The sequence below is a fragment of the Ruegeria sp. HKCCD9138 genome, assembly GCF_057220975.1.
The window spans coordinates 171,861-186,583 of record NZ_JBWVAZ010000010.1; the positions used below are offsets into that span (position 1 = coordinate 171,861).

Genomic DNA, 14,723 nt, shown 5'->3' on the forward strand with positions numbered 1-14,723 from the left:
TTGCGGATCGGGAGGTCGCCACTCGGGACGGTGGCCATGAATTGATCCGGACGTGTCGTCTCGAATGTGCAAGGCGCCGGGGCCCGACGGTGTCTTTGCCCGCTGAGAACATCGAAAGGTGACATCTGACATGGCTCAAACGTTCCTTGGCCAGAAACGTCTTCGTAAATATTACGGCAAAATCCGCGAAGTGCTGGAGATGCCGAACCTTATTGAGGTCCAGAAATCTTCTTATGATCTTTTCCTGCGCTCCGGCGATGCAGAGCAGCCCACCGACGGCGAAGGCATCAAGGGCGTGTTCCAGTCGGTTTTCCCGATCAAGGATTTCAACGAAACCTCCGTTCTGGAGTTCGTGAAATACGATCTGGAAAACCCCAAATACGACGTCGAAGAGTGCATGCAGCGCGACATGACCTACAGCGCACCGCTGAAGGTCACCCTGCGTCTGATCGTGTTCGATGTCGATGAGGACACCGGCGCCAAGTCGGTCAAGGACATCAAGGAACAGGACGTGTTCATGGGCGACATGCCCCTGATGACGCCGAACGGAACGTTCATCGTGAACGGCACCGAGCGCGTGATCGTCAGCCAGATGCACCGTTCGCCCGGTGTGTTCTTTGACCACGACAAGGGCAAGACCCATTCCTCGGGCAAGCTGCTGTTTGCCTGCCGCATCATCCCGTACCGCGGCAGCTGGCTGGACTTTGAGTTCGATGCCAAGGATATTGTCTTTGCTCGTATCGACCGTCGCCGCAAATTGCCTGTGACGACCCTGCTCTATGCATTGGGTCTGGATCAGGAAGCGATCATGGACGCGTACTACAACACCGTGTCCTACAAATTGGACAAGAAGAAGGGTTGGGTCACGCCGTTCTTCCCCGAGCGTGTGCGCGGTACTCGCCCGACCTATGATCTGGTTGACGCGAAATCCGGTGAGGTGATTGCAGAAGCGGGCAAGAAAGTCACTCCGCGCGCGGTCAAGAAGCTGATCGACGAGGGCACCGTTACCGATCTGCTGGTTCCGTTCGATCACATCGTTGGCAAATACGTCGCCAAGGACATCATCAACGAAGAAACCGGCGCGATCTATGTTGAGGCCGGTGATGAGTTGACGCTGGAATACGACAAGGACGGCGATCTGATCGGCGGCACCGCGAAAGAGCTGATCGACGCGGGCATCACCGACATTCCGGTTCTGGACATCGACAACGTCAATGTCGGCCCCTACATGCGCAACACCATGGCGCAGGACAAGAACATGAACCGCGAAAGCGCGCTCATGGACATCTACCGCGTCATGCGTCCGGGTGAGCCGCCCACCGTCGAGGCCGCGTCGGCCCTGTTCGACACGCTGTTCTTCGACAGCGAGCGTTATGACCTGTCCGCTGTTGGCCGGGTGAAGATGAACATGCGCCTGGCTCTGGACGCGCCGGACACCATGCGCACCCTGCGCCGCGAAGACATCGTGGCCTGCATCAAGGCGCTGGTGGAACTGCGCGACGGCAAAGGCGACGTGGACGATATCGACCACCTCGGCAACCGTCGTGTGCGTTCGGTCGGCGAACTGATGGAAAACCAGTACCGCGTTGGCCTGCTGCGCATGGAGCGCGCGATCAAAGAGCGTATGTCGTCGGTCGAAATCGACACCGTCATGCCGCAGGACCTGATCAACGCGAAACCGGCTGCGGCTGCTGTCCGCGAATTCTTCGGCAGCTCGCAGCTGTCGCAGTTCATGGACCAGACCAACCCGCTGTCGGAAGTGACCCACAAACGCCGCCTCTCGGCGCTTGGCCCCGGTGGTCTGACGCGTGAGCGTGCGGGTTTTGAGGTGCGCGACGTACACCCGACCCACTATGGCCGGATGTGCCCGATTGAAACGCCGGAAGGTCCGAACATCGGTCTGATCAACTCGCTGGCCACCTTTGCCCGCGTGAACAAGTATGGCTTCATCGAAACACCGTATCGCGTCGTTAAAGACGCCGAGGTGACCGATGAGGTTCACTACATGTCCGCGACCGAAGAAATGCGTCACACCGTGGCGCAGGCGAACGCGACGCTGGATGCCGATGGCAAGTTCATCAACGATCTGGTGTCGACCCGTCAGGCCGGTGACTACACCCTTGCCCCGCGCGAGAATGTGGACCTGATCGACGTGTCGCCGAAACAGCTGGTTTCAGTTGCTGCATCGCTGATCCCGTTCCTCGAAAATGACGACGCCAACCGCGCTCTGATGGGCTCGAACATGCAACGTCAGGCGGTTCCGCTGCTGCGGGCCGAGGCACCGCTGGTCGGTACCGGTATCGAGGAAAAGGTCGCGATCGACTCGGGCGCTGCGATTCAGGCGAAACGCGCCGGTATCATCGACCAGGTCGATGCTCAGCGTATCGTTATCCGCGCCACCGAAGATCTGGAACTGGGCGACGCTGGCGTTGACATCTATCGTCTGCGCAAATTCCAGCGTTCGAACCAGAACACCTGTATCAACCAGCGTCCGCTGATCAAGGTGGGTGACACCGTCCAGAAGGGCGAGGTCATTGCCGATGGTCCGTCGACCGATATGGGTGAACTGGCTCTGGGTAAGAACGTGGTCGTCGCGTTCATGCCGTGGAACGGTTACAACTACGAGGACTCGATCCTGATCTCGGAGCGTATCGCGCGTGACGACGTCTTTACCTCGGTCCATATCGAGGAGTTTGAAGTCGCCGCCCGTGACACCAAGCTGGGTCCGGAAGAGATCACCCGCGACATCCCGAACGTCGGTGAAGAAGCGCTGCGCAACCTCGACGAGGCGGGCATCGTTTACATCGGCGCGGATGTTGAGCCGGGTGATATCCTGGTCGGCAAGATCACTCCGAAGGGCGAAAGCCCGATGACCCCGGAAGAAAAGCTGCTGCGCGCCATCTTTGGTGAAAAAGCATCAGACGTGCGCGACACCTCGCTGCGCGTGAAGCCGGGCGATTACGGTACGGTCGTCGAGGTCCGCGTCTTCAACCGTCACGGCGTCGAGAAAGACGAGCGTGCGTTGCAGATCGAGCGTGAGGAAGTCGAACGTCTGGCCCGTGACCGGGATGACGAGCTGGCGATCCTGGACCGCAACATCTATGCGCGTCTGCAAGGCCTGATCCTGGGTAAAACCGCTGTCAAAGGCCCGAAAGGCGTCAAGGCAGGGTCGGTGATCACCGAGGAGCTGCTGGAAACCCTGACCCGTGGTCAGTGGTGGCAGCTGGCGCTGGAAGGTGAGCAGGACGCACAGATCGTAGAGGCTCTGAACGAGCAGTACGAAGTGCAAAAGCGTGCTCTGGATGCTCGTTTCGAGGATAAGGTCGAGAAAGTCCGTCGTGGCGACGACCTGCCGCCGGGTGTGATGAAGATGGTCAAAGTCTTCATCGCCGTGAAGCGCAAGCTGCAGCCGGGCGACAAGATGGCCGGTCGTCACGGGAACAAAGGTGTGATCTCCAAGGTTGTTCCGATGGAAGACATGCCGTTCCTGGCCGATGGTACGCCGGTCGACTTCTGTCTGAACCCGCTGGGTGTGCCTTCGCGTATGAACGTTGGTCAGATCCTTGAAACCCACATGGGTTGGGCCGCACGCGGTCTGGGTCTGAACATCGATGAGGCTCTGGGTGAATATCGCCGTTCCGGCGACCTGACCCCGGTTCGTGAAGCGATGAAGCTGGCCTATGGCGAGAATGTCTACGAAGAAGGCATTACCGGTCTGGACGAGGATGGCCTGATCGAGGTTGCGGGCAACGTAACCCGCGGTGTTCCGATCGCGACCCCGGTCTTCGATGGTGCCAAAGAGGCTGACGTCAACGACGCGCTGGTGCGTGCGGGCTTCTCGGAAAGCGGTCAGTCGGTTCTGTTCGACGGTCGTACCGGTGAGCAATTCGCGCGTCCGGTCACCGTGGGCATCAAGTACCTGCTGAAACTGCACCACCTGGTGGACGACAAGATCCACGCGCGTTCGACCGGGCCGTACAGCCTGGTTACCCAGCAGCCGCTGGGTGGTAAGGCGCAGTTCGGTGGTCAGCGCTTTGGTGAGATGGAGGTCTGGGCTCTGGAAGCTTACGGCGCCGCCTACACCCTGCAGGAGATGCTCACCGTGAAATCGGATGACGTCGCCGGCCGGACCAAAGTCTATGAGTCGATCGTTAAGGGCGAGGATAACTTTGAAGCGGGCGTACCGGAATCGTTCAATGTTCTGGTGAAAGAAGTCCGTGGCCTCGGCCTGAATATGGAACTCCTGGATGCGGAGGTGGATGAGTAATCAATGAACTGGGTTGAGGAGCTTCCAGTATGGACTGGTGTCCTAGGAGCTTACCTGAGTGGCTGCCTTATAATAGCGTCAATTCAATACGCCCCGCACAGCACCTCAACCCTTTTCAAGATTCTAAGACCGATACTCTTTCTTTTTGGAGGGTTCGCCTTCCTGGCGTCGGTCCGTATCATCTTCTTCTAAATCCCCTAAGAAAGGGACTTTAAATGAACCAGGAAATCACCAACAACCCGTTCAACCCGCTGACGCCCCCGAAGGTCTTCGACGAGATCAAGGTCTCGCTGGCGAGCCCTGAGCGGATTCTGTCTTGGTCCTACGGCGAGATCAAGAAACCCGAAACCATCAACTACCGGACGTTCAAACCCGAGCGTGACGGTCTGTTCTGCGCCCGTATCTTTGGCCCGATCAAAGATTACGAGTGTCTGTGCGGCAAGTATAAGCGGATGAAATATCGCGGCGTTGTCTGCGAGAAATGCGGTGTGGAAGTCACCCTGCAGAAAGTCCGCCGCGAGCGTATGGGCCACATCGAACTGGCCGCGCCCGTTGCGCACATCTGGTTCCTGAAATCGCTGCCGTCCCGCATCGGTCTGATGCTGGACATGACGCTGCGCGATCTGGAGCGTGTTCTGTACTTTGAAAACTATGTCGTCATCGAGCCCGGTCTGACTGACCTGACCTATGGCCAGATGCTGACCGAAGAAGAGTACATGGATGCGCAGGATGCCTATGGCATGGACGCGTTCACCGCGAATATCGGTGCCGAAGCCATCCGTGAGATGCTTGCCCAGATCGATCTGGAAGCCGAAGCCGAGCAGCTGCGCGCTGATCTGGCCGAAGCCACAGGCGAACTGAAGCCCAAGAAAATCATCAAGCGTCTGAAGGTTGTCGAATCCTTCCTCGAGTCGGGCAACCGCCCCGAGTGGATGGTGATGACCGTAATCCCGGTCATTCCGCCGGAACTGCGTCCGCTGGTTCCGCTGGATGGTGGCCGTTTCGCGACTTCGGATCTGAACGATCTGTATCGCCGCGTCATCAACCGGAACAACCGTCTGAAGCGTCTGATCGAGCTGCGCGCGCCTGACATCATCGTCCGCAACGAAAAGCGGATGCTGCAGGAATCCGTTGACGCTCTGTTCGACAACGGCCGCCGTGGCCGCGTGATCACCGGCGCCAACAAGCGTCCGCTGAAATCGCTGTCGGACATGCTGAAAGGTAAGCAGGGCCGTTTCCGTCAGAACCTTCTGGGGAAACGCGTCGACTTCTCGGGCCGTTCGGTCATTGTGACCGGTCCGGAGCTGAAGCTGCACCAGTGTGGTCTGCCCAAGAAGATGGCGCTGGAGCTGTTCAAGCCGTTCATCTACTCGCGCCTTGAAGCCAAAGGTCTGTCTTCGACCGTGAAACAGGCGAAGAAACTGGTCGAGAAAGAGCGTCCCGAAGTGTGGGATATCCTCGACGAGGTGATCCGCGAACACCCTGTCATGCTGAACCGTGCGCCGACGCTGCACCGTCTTGGCATTCAGGCGTTCGAGCCGGTTCTGATCGAAGGTAAAGCGATCCAGCTGCACCCGCTGGTCTGTTCGGCCTTTAACGCCGACTTCGACGGTGACCAGATGGCCGTTCACGTTCCGCTGAGCCTTGAGGCCCAGCTGGAAGCCCGTGTTCTGATGATGTCGACGAACAACGTTCTGTCGCCTGCAAACGGCGCACCGATCATCGTTCCGTCGCAGGATATGATCCTGGGTCTGTACTATGTGACGCTGGAACGCGAAGGCATGCCGGGTGAAGGTAAAGTGTTCGGTTCGATCGACGAAGTTCAGCACGCGCTGGATTCCGGCGAAGTGCACCTGCACTCGAAAATCACCGCGCGGATCACGCAGATCGACGACGAAGGCAACGAAGTTCAGAAGCGCTACGAAACCACTCCGGGCCGTCTGCGTCTGGGTGCGTTGCTGCCGATGAACAACAAAGCGCCGTTCGAGCTGGTCAACCGCCTGCTGCGGAAGAAAGAAGTGCAGCAGGTGATCGACACCGTCTACCGGTACTGCGGTCAGAAAGAGTCGGTCATCTTCTGTGACCAGATCATGTCGATGGGCTTCAAGGAAGCGTTCAAGGCGGGCATCTCGTTCGGTAAGGACGACATGGTCATTCCGGGCGACAAGTGGGGCATCGTTGATGATACCCGCAATCAGGTGAAGGACTTTGAACAGCAGTACATGGACGGCCTGATCACTCAGGGCGAAAAGTACAACAAAGTTGTCGATGCCTGGTCGAAATGTAACGACCGCGTGACTGAGGCGATGATGAGCACGATCTCGGATGTGGCCAAGGACGAAAACGGCGCCGACAAGGAACCGAACTCGGTCTACATGATGGCCCACTCGGGTGCGCGTGGCTCGGTCACTCAGATGAAACAGCTGGGCGGTATGCGCGGCCTGATGGCCAAACCGAACGGCGACATCATCGAGACGCCGATCATCTCGAACTTCAAGGAAGGTCTGACCGTTCTCGAGTACTTCAACTCGACCCACGGTGCCCGTAAGGGTCTGTCGGATACCGCTCTGAAGACGGCGAACTCGGGCTACCTGACCCGTCGTCTGGTGGACGTGGCGCAAGATTGTATCGTGCGTGAGATCGACTGTGGCACCGAGCGTGCGATCACGGCCGAAGCGGCTGTGAACGACGGTGAGGTTGTCGCCTCGTTGGCCGAACGTGTGCTGGGCCGTGTGGCCGCTGACGATGTTCTGCGTCCGGGCACCGATGAGGTGATCGTCGCAGCCGGTCAGCTGATCGACGAACGTATGGCCGACACCATCGACGAAGCCGGTGTTCAGTCGATGCGTATCCGCTCGCCTCTGACCTGTGAGTCCGAGGAAGGCGTCTGTGCGACCTGCTATGGTCGTGACCTGGCACGCGGTACGATGGTGAACACGGGTGAAGCTGTCGGCATCATTGCCGCGCAGTCGATCGGTGAACCCGGTACACAGCTGACCATGCGGACCTTCCACATCGGTGGTGTTGCGCAAGGTGGTCAGCAGTCGTTCCAGGAAGCCAGCCAGGAAGGTGTTGTTTCCTTCGAGAACCCGCAGATTTTGGTCAATGCGGCAGGTGAAAGCCTGGTCATGGGCCGGAACATGAAGCTGGTGATCAAGGACGAACACGGCGAAGAGCGTGCCAACCACAAGCTGGGCTACGGTTCCAAGCTGTTCGTCAAGGACGGCACCAAAGTGGCCCGTGGCGACAAGCTGTTCGAGTGGGACCCGTACACCCTGCCGATCATTGCCGAGAAAGCCGGTACTGCGAAATATGTCGACCTGGTTTCAGGCCTTGCTGTCCGCGACGAGACCGACGAAGCAACCGGTATGACACAGAAGATCGTGATCGACTGGCGCGCGGCCCCCAAAGGCAGCGACCTCAAGCCTGAGATCATTCTGGTCGGTGAAGATGGCGAGCCGGTCCGCAACGATGCGGGCAACCCGGTTCACTATCCGATGTCGGTGGATGCGATCCTGTCGGTCGAAGACGGTCAGAAAGTCGAAGCCGGTGACGTTGTTGCGCGTATCCCGCGTGAAGGCGCCAAGACCAAGGACATCACCGGTGGTCTGCCGCGTGTGGCCGAACTGTTCGAAGCCCGCCGTCCGAAAGATCACGCGATCATCGCAGAAGCCGATGGTTACGTGCGCTTTGGCCGGGACTACAAGAACAAGCGCCGCATCAGCATCGAGCCGGCTGACGAGTCCATGGAGACCATCGAGTACATGGTGCCCAAGGGCAAGCACATCCCGGTCGCCGAAGGGGACTTCATCCAGAAGGGTGAATACCTGATGGACGGTAACCCGGCTCCGCACGACATCCTGTCCATCATGGGTGTCGAAGCGCTGGCGGATTACATGATCGACGAGGTGCAGGACGTCTATCGTCTGCAGGGCGTGAAGATCAACGACAAGCACATCGAGGTCATCGTGCGTCAGATGCTGCAGAAGTGGGAGATCCTGGATTCAGGCGACACCACCCTGCTGAAAGGCGAGCATGTCGACAAGCAGGAGTTCGACGCGGCCAACGAGAAGACCATCGCCCGCGGTGGTCGTCCGGCACAGGGCGAGCCGATCCTGCTGGGGATCACCAAAGCCTCGCTGCAGACGCGCTCGTTCATCTCGGCGGCTTCGTTCCAGGAAACCACCCGCGTGCTGACCGAAGCTTCGGTTCAGGGCAAGAAAGACAAGCTGGTTGGTCTGAAAGAGAACGTCATCGTTGGTCGCCTGATCCCCGCCGGTACCGGCGGTGCAACCCAGGCCGTTCGCCACATCGCGCAGTCGCGTGACAACGTGGTCATCGAAGCCCGCCGGGAAGAGGCCGAAGCTGCCGCTGCTCTGGCCGCGCCGATGATCGACGACGACATGGTCGGAGACGAGCTGGACGTACTGGTCGAAACTCCGGAAAGCCGCGAGTAAAATTTGCCAAACAGATAATGAAAAGGCCCCGCGATTGCGCGGGGCCTTTTTTTATTGCCTAATGCTGTCCGCTTTGCACGTGAAATTCAGCGCTCTGCGGGCGGTTCGGCAGTTCGTGCGATTCAAGGAGCGATGTGCACCGTGGAAACTGTTCCGGTGGTTTCCTGCCGGACCTGCTGGCTTGCCAGGAAGAGAGCTGGCATGCGCGACGAGGCACCGACATCGGAATGGAACGAATTTGTAGCGGACACGGAGGAATTCGATGGAAACGATCAAGGGCGATCTCATCCAGCTTGCGATGATCGGAGAGTTCGACGTCATTGCGCACGGTTGCAACTGCTTCCATGCAATGGACGCTGGAATAGCCAAGATCATTGCCTCCAAGTTTCCCGAAGCGTTTGAGGCCGACATACGGACGGATTACGGGGTTCGGTCGAAACTCGGTACCATCTCGTCGGCAACCATCACCCGAGGTAGCGCCAGTTTCGTCGTCGTAAACGCTTATACGCAATTTGATTGGAAAGGACCTGGCAGAAATGTCGATTACGATGCGATCTCGGGGTGCTTCGAAGAGATCGCGCGTCGTTTTCCCACCGCACGTGTCGGGTATCCGCTGATTGGTGCCGGCCTCGCTGGCGGCGATTGGTCCGAGATTGAGCCGCGAATTGACAAGGCCCTGACCGGCCTGGACCACAGGCTGGTCGTGTTTTCCGGATAGTTTAACATTTGAATGGCTATTGCGCCCGAATATTCGCGCGCCGATGATTATTGACAACCCGGCGTAAAATCCGGCCAATGAGCCGAGCAACGTAGTTTGGAATTTCCCCGATATGACGCCAAATGTCAGAGGCGCACTGCTGATGATGGGCAGCATGGCGGCCTTTACCGTCAATGACACGCTGGTGAAGCTAGGGTTGCGGGATTTGCCCCTGTTTCAGCTGATTGCCATGCGCGGCGTCCTGGCCACGATCCTTTTATATGTGTTGGCACGTCACCTGGGCACGCTGCATCTGAATTTTTCAAGGCATGACAAATGGCTGGTGGCCTTGCGCTGCCTGAGCGAGCTGTCCACCACGTTCTTTTTCCTGACTGCGCTCATGCATATGCCGCTGGCAAATGTGACAGCCGTATTGCAGGCGCTACCGCTGACGGTGACGTTGGGGGCGGCATTGTTTTTTGGTGAAAGCATCGGCTGGCGGCGTATCTTAGCGATCGGGATGGGGTTTGCAGGCATGTTGCTGATAGTCAGACCCGGTCCGGAAGGGTTCAGCCTCTATGCGATCTTCGCGTTGGTTGCGGTGCTGTCCATCACAGTGCGGGACCTGATCACCCGACGCATGTCGGCTGATGTCCCCTCGATGGTTGTCACGCTGGCCACGTCGCTGACGATCACAGTAACAGCCGCTATTGCGTCTGTGTTCCAGGGCTGGGTGCCGGTCTCTCCGGCGACCGGAAGCCTCGTGGCCTCGGCGGCATTCTTTGTTCTGATGGGTTACCTGTTCAGCGTCATGGTCATGCGGGTAGGGGAGGTCGGGTTTGTCGCGCCGTTCCGATATTCCAGCCTGTTGTGGGCTCTGGGGTTGGGATGGACTGTTTTTGGCGACTGGCCGGATCCTGTCACGATGATTGGTGCCGCTTTGGTCGTCGGTGCAGGGTTGTTCACACTGTTCCGCGAACACGCTGTTCATGCGTCGGAATAATACTGCTGCACGGCAGGTGCATTCACCGCAAACCGTTCGGCAAAAACTTTCGTAAGATCCTTGTTCAATATCTCAAGTTTCAACTTTCCCTTGCGCGCATTCGGTGAATCGTTGAACCCGTTCAGAGTGCGTATCCACATCGGCGCGTCCGGGTAACTGACGACAGGCATGAACCGGCCCATTCTCTGATGCGCGAAATTCATAACCGTCAGATCGCAATCGCCTCCGACATACATTCCCAACCCGGCGGAAATGAGGCTGCGATAAAGGTGCATCGCGCGAACGCCATCCTTGCCGGGTTCCGCCAGATAGCCGCTATTGAAATCGAGGGCGACGGTGTGATTGGCCCCGAGCAGCCCCGGGCAATCTTGGGCCGCACCGCGCAGACGTTCGACGAAATCCACAGCGACGGCATCGTCATCGTCAAGCCGAAATTGAATGCAGGGTTTCGTCGGGCTTTTGCGTGCGTCGTTCAGTATGTACTTCATGACCTTGCGATGCTCATCCGGGGCCTCTGCAAAGATGCGGACCTGCTTCAAGTTTGCAGTCAGATCATGCAGCCTTTCGATGGATTCTTTGGGCAGGCAATCTCCGATCACAATGACAAAGTCGAAATCTGTATCCGTTTGCGCGCGCAGGCCGGGCAGAGTCAGGGTTTCGAACAGATGAAACCTCTCGTTCAGGCGGTCGGCGGCATAGAGATAGGCGCGCCGATCATCAATCGTGTCGTGTTCGACCTGAAACCCGCCTTTAGCGGGGTAGGAAAAACGGCACAGGCCGATGACTTGCATGATTCAACCTCAATAGATTTTGCACGATGAGACTATGCTTTCACACCGCCCGGCCCGCAACTGATCAGAGGACTGGATGCGCGCGACACGCTTTGATAAACAAGCGTAATCTGGCCCGCGGACAGTCAAAAGGGCTGTGCTGTTGACACTCGGGCCGACTCCCCCTATTACGCGCGTCATCTCGGTACCGGGGGCCGCCCCATAACCGATTTCAGTAATGAACTGGTCAAGGCCCGGACAATTTTGCAGTTCGCGCCCTCTGATAACCAACCGCGACGTTCACCTCGGAATGGGAACGCTCGCGGATTTTGCGCTTGTGGACGCATCGGCGCAGTGAATTGAAACCGCACGCAGCGCGCGTGCATGTCATGTGTGTTGCAAAACGGGGAAGAAACCGGAATGCCAACTATTCAACAGCTGATCCGCAAGCCGCGGCAGCCGAAAGTAAAACGCTCGAAGTCCATGCACCTGGAGCAGTGCCCGCAGAAACGCGGCGTCTGCACCCGCGTGTACACCACCACACCGAAAAAGCCGAACTCGGCGATGCGTAAGGTTGCCAAGGTGCGCCTGACCAACGGGTTCGAGGTCATCTCGTACATCCCCGGTGAAAGCCACAACCTGCAGGAACACTCGGTTGTTCTGATCCGTGGCGGCCGTGTGAAAGACCTTCCCGGTGTGCGTTACCACATCCTGCGCGGTGTTCTGGATACCCAGGGCGTCAAAGACCGTAAGCAGCGTCGTTCGAAATACGGCGCGAAGCGTCCCAAGTAAGAAGGAGAGGCCGAGATGTCCCGTCGTCACGCCGCCGAAAAACGCGAAGTCCTGCCTGACGCCAAATTTGGCGACAAGGTACTGACCAAATTCATGAACAACCTGATGATCGACGGCAAGAAGTCGGTCGCAGAGCGCATCGTCTACAACGCATTTGACCGCGTTGAGAACAAGGTAAAGCGCGCTCCTGTCGAAGTGTTCCACGAAGCGCTCGACAACATCAAACCGTCGGTCGAGGTTCGCTCGCGCCGGGTTGGTGGTGCAACCTATCAGGTTCCGGTCGAAGTGCGTCCTGAGCGCCGCGAAGCACTGGCCATCCGTTGGCTGATCACTGCTGCGCGTGGCCGTAACGAAAACACCATGGAAGAACGCCTCGCCGGTGAGCTGCTGGACGCTGTACAGTCCCGTGGTACCGCCGTGAAGAAGCGTGAAGACACCCACAAGATGGCCGAGGCGAACAAAGCCTTCAGCCATTATCGTTGGTAATCCGAGAGGCTTAGACCAATGGCACGCGAATATCCGCTCGAACTGTACCGTAACTTCGGTATCATGGCGCACATCGACGCAGGTAAGACCACCTGCTCGGAGCGTATCCTGTATTACACTGGTAAATCCCACAACATCGGTGAGGTGCACGATGGTGCAGCCACCATGGACTGGATGGAGCAGGAGCAGGAACGCGGCATCACCATCACATCGGCTGCGACCACCACCTTCTGGGAACGCACCGAGGACGGTCAGACCGCCGATACCCCCAAGCACCGCCTGAACATCATCGACACCCCCGGCCACGTTGACTTCACCATCGAAGTTGAGCGTTCGCTGGCGGTTCTCGACGGTGCCGTCTGCGTTCTGGACGCAAACGCCGGTGTTGAGCCCCAGACCGAAACCGTGTGGCGTCAGGCTGACCGCTACAAGGTTCCGCGTATGGTTTTCGTCAACAAGATGGACAAGATCGGCGCGGACTTCTTCAACTGCGTCAACATGATCGAAGACCGCACCGGCGCGCGCGCTGTTCCGGTTGGTATTCCGATCGGTGCCGAGTCCGAGCTGGAAGGCCTGATCGACCTGGTCACCATGGAAGAGTGGCTGTGGCAGGGTGAAGATCTGGGCGCAAGCTGGATCAAAGCTCCGATCCGCGACAGCCTGAAAGACATGGCTGACGAATGGCGCGGCAAGATGATCGAAGCGGCCGTCGAAATGGACGACGACGCGATGATGGAATATCTGGAAGGCAATGAGCCCGACGTTCCGACCCTGCGCGCCCTGCTGCGCAAAGGTACTCTGGAAATCGCGTTTGTTCCGGTTCTGGGTGGTTCGGCGTTCAAGAACAAAGGCGTTCAGCCGCTGCTCAACGCTGTGATCGACTATCTGCCCAGCCCGCTGGACGTTGTCGATTACATGGGCTTCAAGCCCGGCGACGAGGAAGAAGTTCGTGACATCGCCCGTCGTGCAGACGACAACATGGCCTTCTCGGGTCTGGCGTTCAAAATCATGAACGACCCCTTCGTTGGCTCGCTGACCTTCACCCGGATCTACTCGGGCACCATGAACAAGGGTGACTCGATCCTGAACTCGACCAAAGGTAAGAAAGAGCGCATCGGTCGTATGATGATGATGCACTCGAACAACCGGGAAGAGATCGAAGAAGCGTTTGCAGGCGACATCATCGCGCTGGCGGGTCTGAAAGACACCACCACCGGTGACACCCTGTGTGATGCGAAGGATCCGGTGGTTCTGGAAACCATGACCTTCCCCGATCCGGTGATCGAGATCGCGGTTGAGCCCAAGACCAAGGGCGACCAGGAGAAGATGTCCCAGGGTCTGGCCCGTCTGGCCGCTGAAGACCCGTCTTTCCGTGTGGAAACCGACCTGGAATCGGGTCAGACCATCATGAAGGGCATGGGCGAACTTCACCTGGACATCCTGGTGGACCGTCTGAAGCGCGAGTTCAAGGTTGAGGCGAACATCGGTGCACCGCAGGTGGCGTACCGTGAAACCATTTCGATGCCTGTCGAACACACCTACACCCACAAGAAACAGTCGGGTGGTTCGGGTCAGTTCGCGGAAGTCAAGCTGGAGATCACCCCGACCGAGCCGGGCGAAGGTTACTCGTTCGAAAGCCGCATCGTTGGTGGTGCCGTTCCGAAGGAATACATCCCGGGTGTCGAAAAAGGCATCCAGTCGGTTATGGACAGCGGCCCGCTGGCTGGCTTCCCCGTGATCGACTTCAAGGTTGCCCTGCTGGACGGTAAGTTCCACGACGTTGACTCGAGCGTTCTGGCGTTCGAAATCGCATCGCGGATGTGTATGCGTGAAGGCATGCGCAAAGCCGGCGCGAAACTGCTGGAACCGATCATGAAGGTCGAAGTGATCACCCCGGAAGAATACACCGGCGGTATCATCGGCGACCTGACCTCGCGTCGGGGCCAGGTGTCTGGTCAGGAACCGCGCGGCAACGCGATCGCGATCGACGCGTTCGTTCCGCTGGCGAACATGTTCGGCTATATCAACACTCTGCGTTCGATGTCGTCGGGCCGTGCCCAGTTCACCATGCAGTTCGACCACTACGATCCGGTTCCGCAGAACATCTCGGACGAGATCCAGGCGAAATACGCATAAGCGAAGATTTGAGGGAGCTCGGGTAACGGGCTCCCTTCATTACCGAAAAAGGAGGCCATCATGGCAAAGGAAAAGTTTGAGCGTACAAAACCGCACGTCAACATCGGCACGATTG

Annotated in this window: 8 protein-coding genes; 7 read left to right on the forward strand and 1 reads right to left on the reverse strand. The window is 58.3% G+C overall.

Annotated features, from left to right (window positions below; translation table 11 throughout):
* Positions 1-130 precede the first annotated feature (130 nt).
* The 4 genes from rpoB to AC2TEL_RS16925 all read left to right on the forward strand — a co-directional run bounded on the left by rpoB (position 131) and on the right by AC2TEL_RS16925 (position 10,424).
* Positions 131-4,267: a DNA-directed RNA polymerase subunit beta gene (gene rpoB, locus AC2TEL_RS16910; protein WP_480905539.1), complete on the forward strand. Its 4,137-nt coding sequence runs from the start codon at positions 131-133 to the stop codon at positions 4,265-4,267.
* 215 nt (positions 4,268-4,482) lie between these two features.
* Entirely contained in the window at positions 4,483-8,724 is a 4,242-nt protein-coding gene (gene rpoC, locus AC2TEL_RS16915; protein ID WP_480905542.1) for a DNA-directed RNA polymerase subunit beta', read from the forward strand.
* Between the two features lie 262 nt (positions 8,725-8,986).
* Positions 8,987-9,442, forward strand: a complete 456-nt coding sequence (locus tag AC2TEL_RS16920) for a macro domain-containing protein (RefSeq protein WP_480905544.1) — start codon at positions 8,987-8,989, stop codon at positions 9,440-9,442.
* Between the two features lie 112 nt (positions 9,443-9,554).
* Complete coding sequence (locus tag AC2TEL_RS16925; RefSeq protein ID WP_480905547.1) at positions 9,555-10,424, forward strand: DMT family transporter; 870 nt, start codon at positions 9,555-9,557, stop codon at positions 10,422-10,424.
* Here AC2TEL_RS16925 and AC2TEL_RS16930 read toward each other — a convergent pair.
* Positions 10,409-11,215, reverse strand: a complete 807-nt coding sequence (locus tag AC2TEL_RS16930; protein ID WP_480905550.1) for a putative rhamnosyl transferase — start codon at positions 11,213-11,215, stop codon at positions 10,409-10,411. The genes AC2TEL_RS16925 and AC2TEL_RS16930 overlap by 16 nt on opposite strands.
* Positions 11,216-11,614: 399 nt before the next feature.
* On the opposite strand from AC2TEL_RS16930, the gene rpsL reads away from it, so the two are divergent.
* Genes rpsL through fusA form a run of 3 tightly spaced genes read left to right on the forward strand, consistent with a single transcriptional unit; the run spans position 11,615 to position 14,608 of the window.
* On the forward strand, positions 11,615-11,986 hold the full coding sequence (rpsL, locus tag AC2TEL_RS16935) for a 30S ribosomal protein S12 (RefSeq protein WP_005621086.1): 372 nt from the start codon (positions 11,615-11,617) through the stop codon (positions 11,984-11,986).
* A gap of 15 nt (positions 11,987-12,001) precedes the next feature.
* Positions 12,002-12,472 carry a 30S ribosomal protein S7 gene (gene rpsG, locus AC2TEL_RS16940; protein ID WP_010441203.1) on the forward strand — a complete coding sequence of 157 codons (471 nt, stop codon included), beginning with the start codon at positions 12,002-12,004 and terminating at the stop codon, positions 12,470-12,472.
* An 18-nt stretch (positions 12,473-12,490) separates the two neighbouring features.
* The gene (gene fusA, locus AC2TEL_RS16945; protein WP_480841075.1) at positions 12,491-14,608 is read left to right on the forward strand and encodes an elongation factor G; all 2,118 of its coding nucleotides are present in this window, start codon (positions 12,491-12,493) and stop codon (positions 14,606-14,608) included.
* Positions 14,609-14,723: the final 115 nt, after the last annotated feature.

What these genes read in the sequence shown, in the direction of transcription:
- rpoB (WP_480905539.1), top strand. Translation starts at nt 131, where the DNA reads ATGGCTCAAACGTTCCTTGGCCAGAAACGTCTTCGTAAATATTACGGC.
- rpoC (WP_480905542.1), top strand. Translation starts at nt 4,483, where the DNA reads ATGAACCAGGAAATCACCAACAACCCGTTCAACCCGCTGACGCCCCCG.
- AC2TEL_RS16920 (WP_480905544.1), top strand. Translation starts at nt 8,987, where the DNA reads ATGGAAACGATCAAGGGCGATCTCATCCAGCTTGCGATGATCGGAGAG.
- AC2TEL_RS16925 (WP_480905547.1), top strand. Translation starts at nt 9,555, where the DNA reads ATGACGCCAAATGTCAGAGGCGCACTGCTGATGATGGGCAGCATGGCG.
- AC2TEL_RS16930 (WP_480905550.1), bottom strand. Translation starts at nt 11,215, where the DNA reads ATGCAAGTCATCGGCCTGTGCCGTTTTTCCTACCCCGCTAAAGGCGGG.
- rpsL (WP_005621086.1), top strand. Translation starts at nt 11,615, where the DNA reads ATGCCAACTATTCAACAGCTGATCCGCAAGCCGCGGCAGCCGAAAGTA.
- rpsG (WP_010441203.1), top strand. Translation starts at nt 12,002, where the DNA reads ATGTCCCGTCGTCACGCCGCCGAAAAACGCGAAGTCCTGCCTGACGCC.
- fusA (WP_480841075.1), top strand. Translation starts at nt 12,491, where the DNA reads ATGGCACGCGAATATCCGCTCGAACTGTACCGTAACTTCGGTATCATG.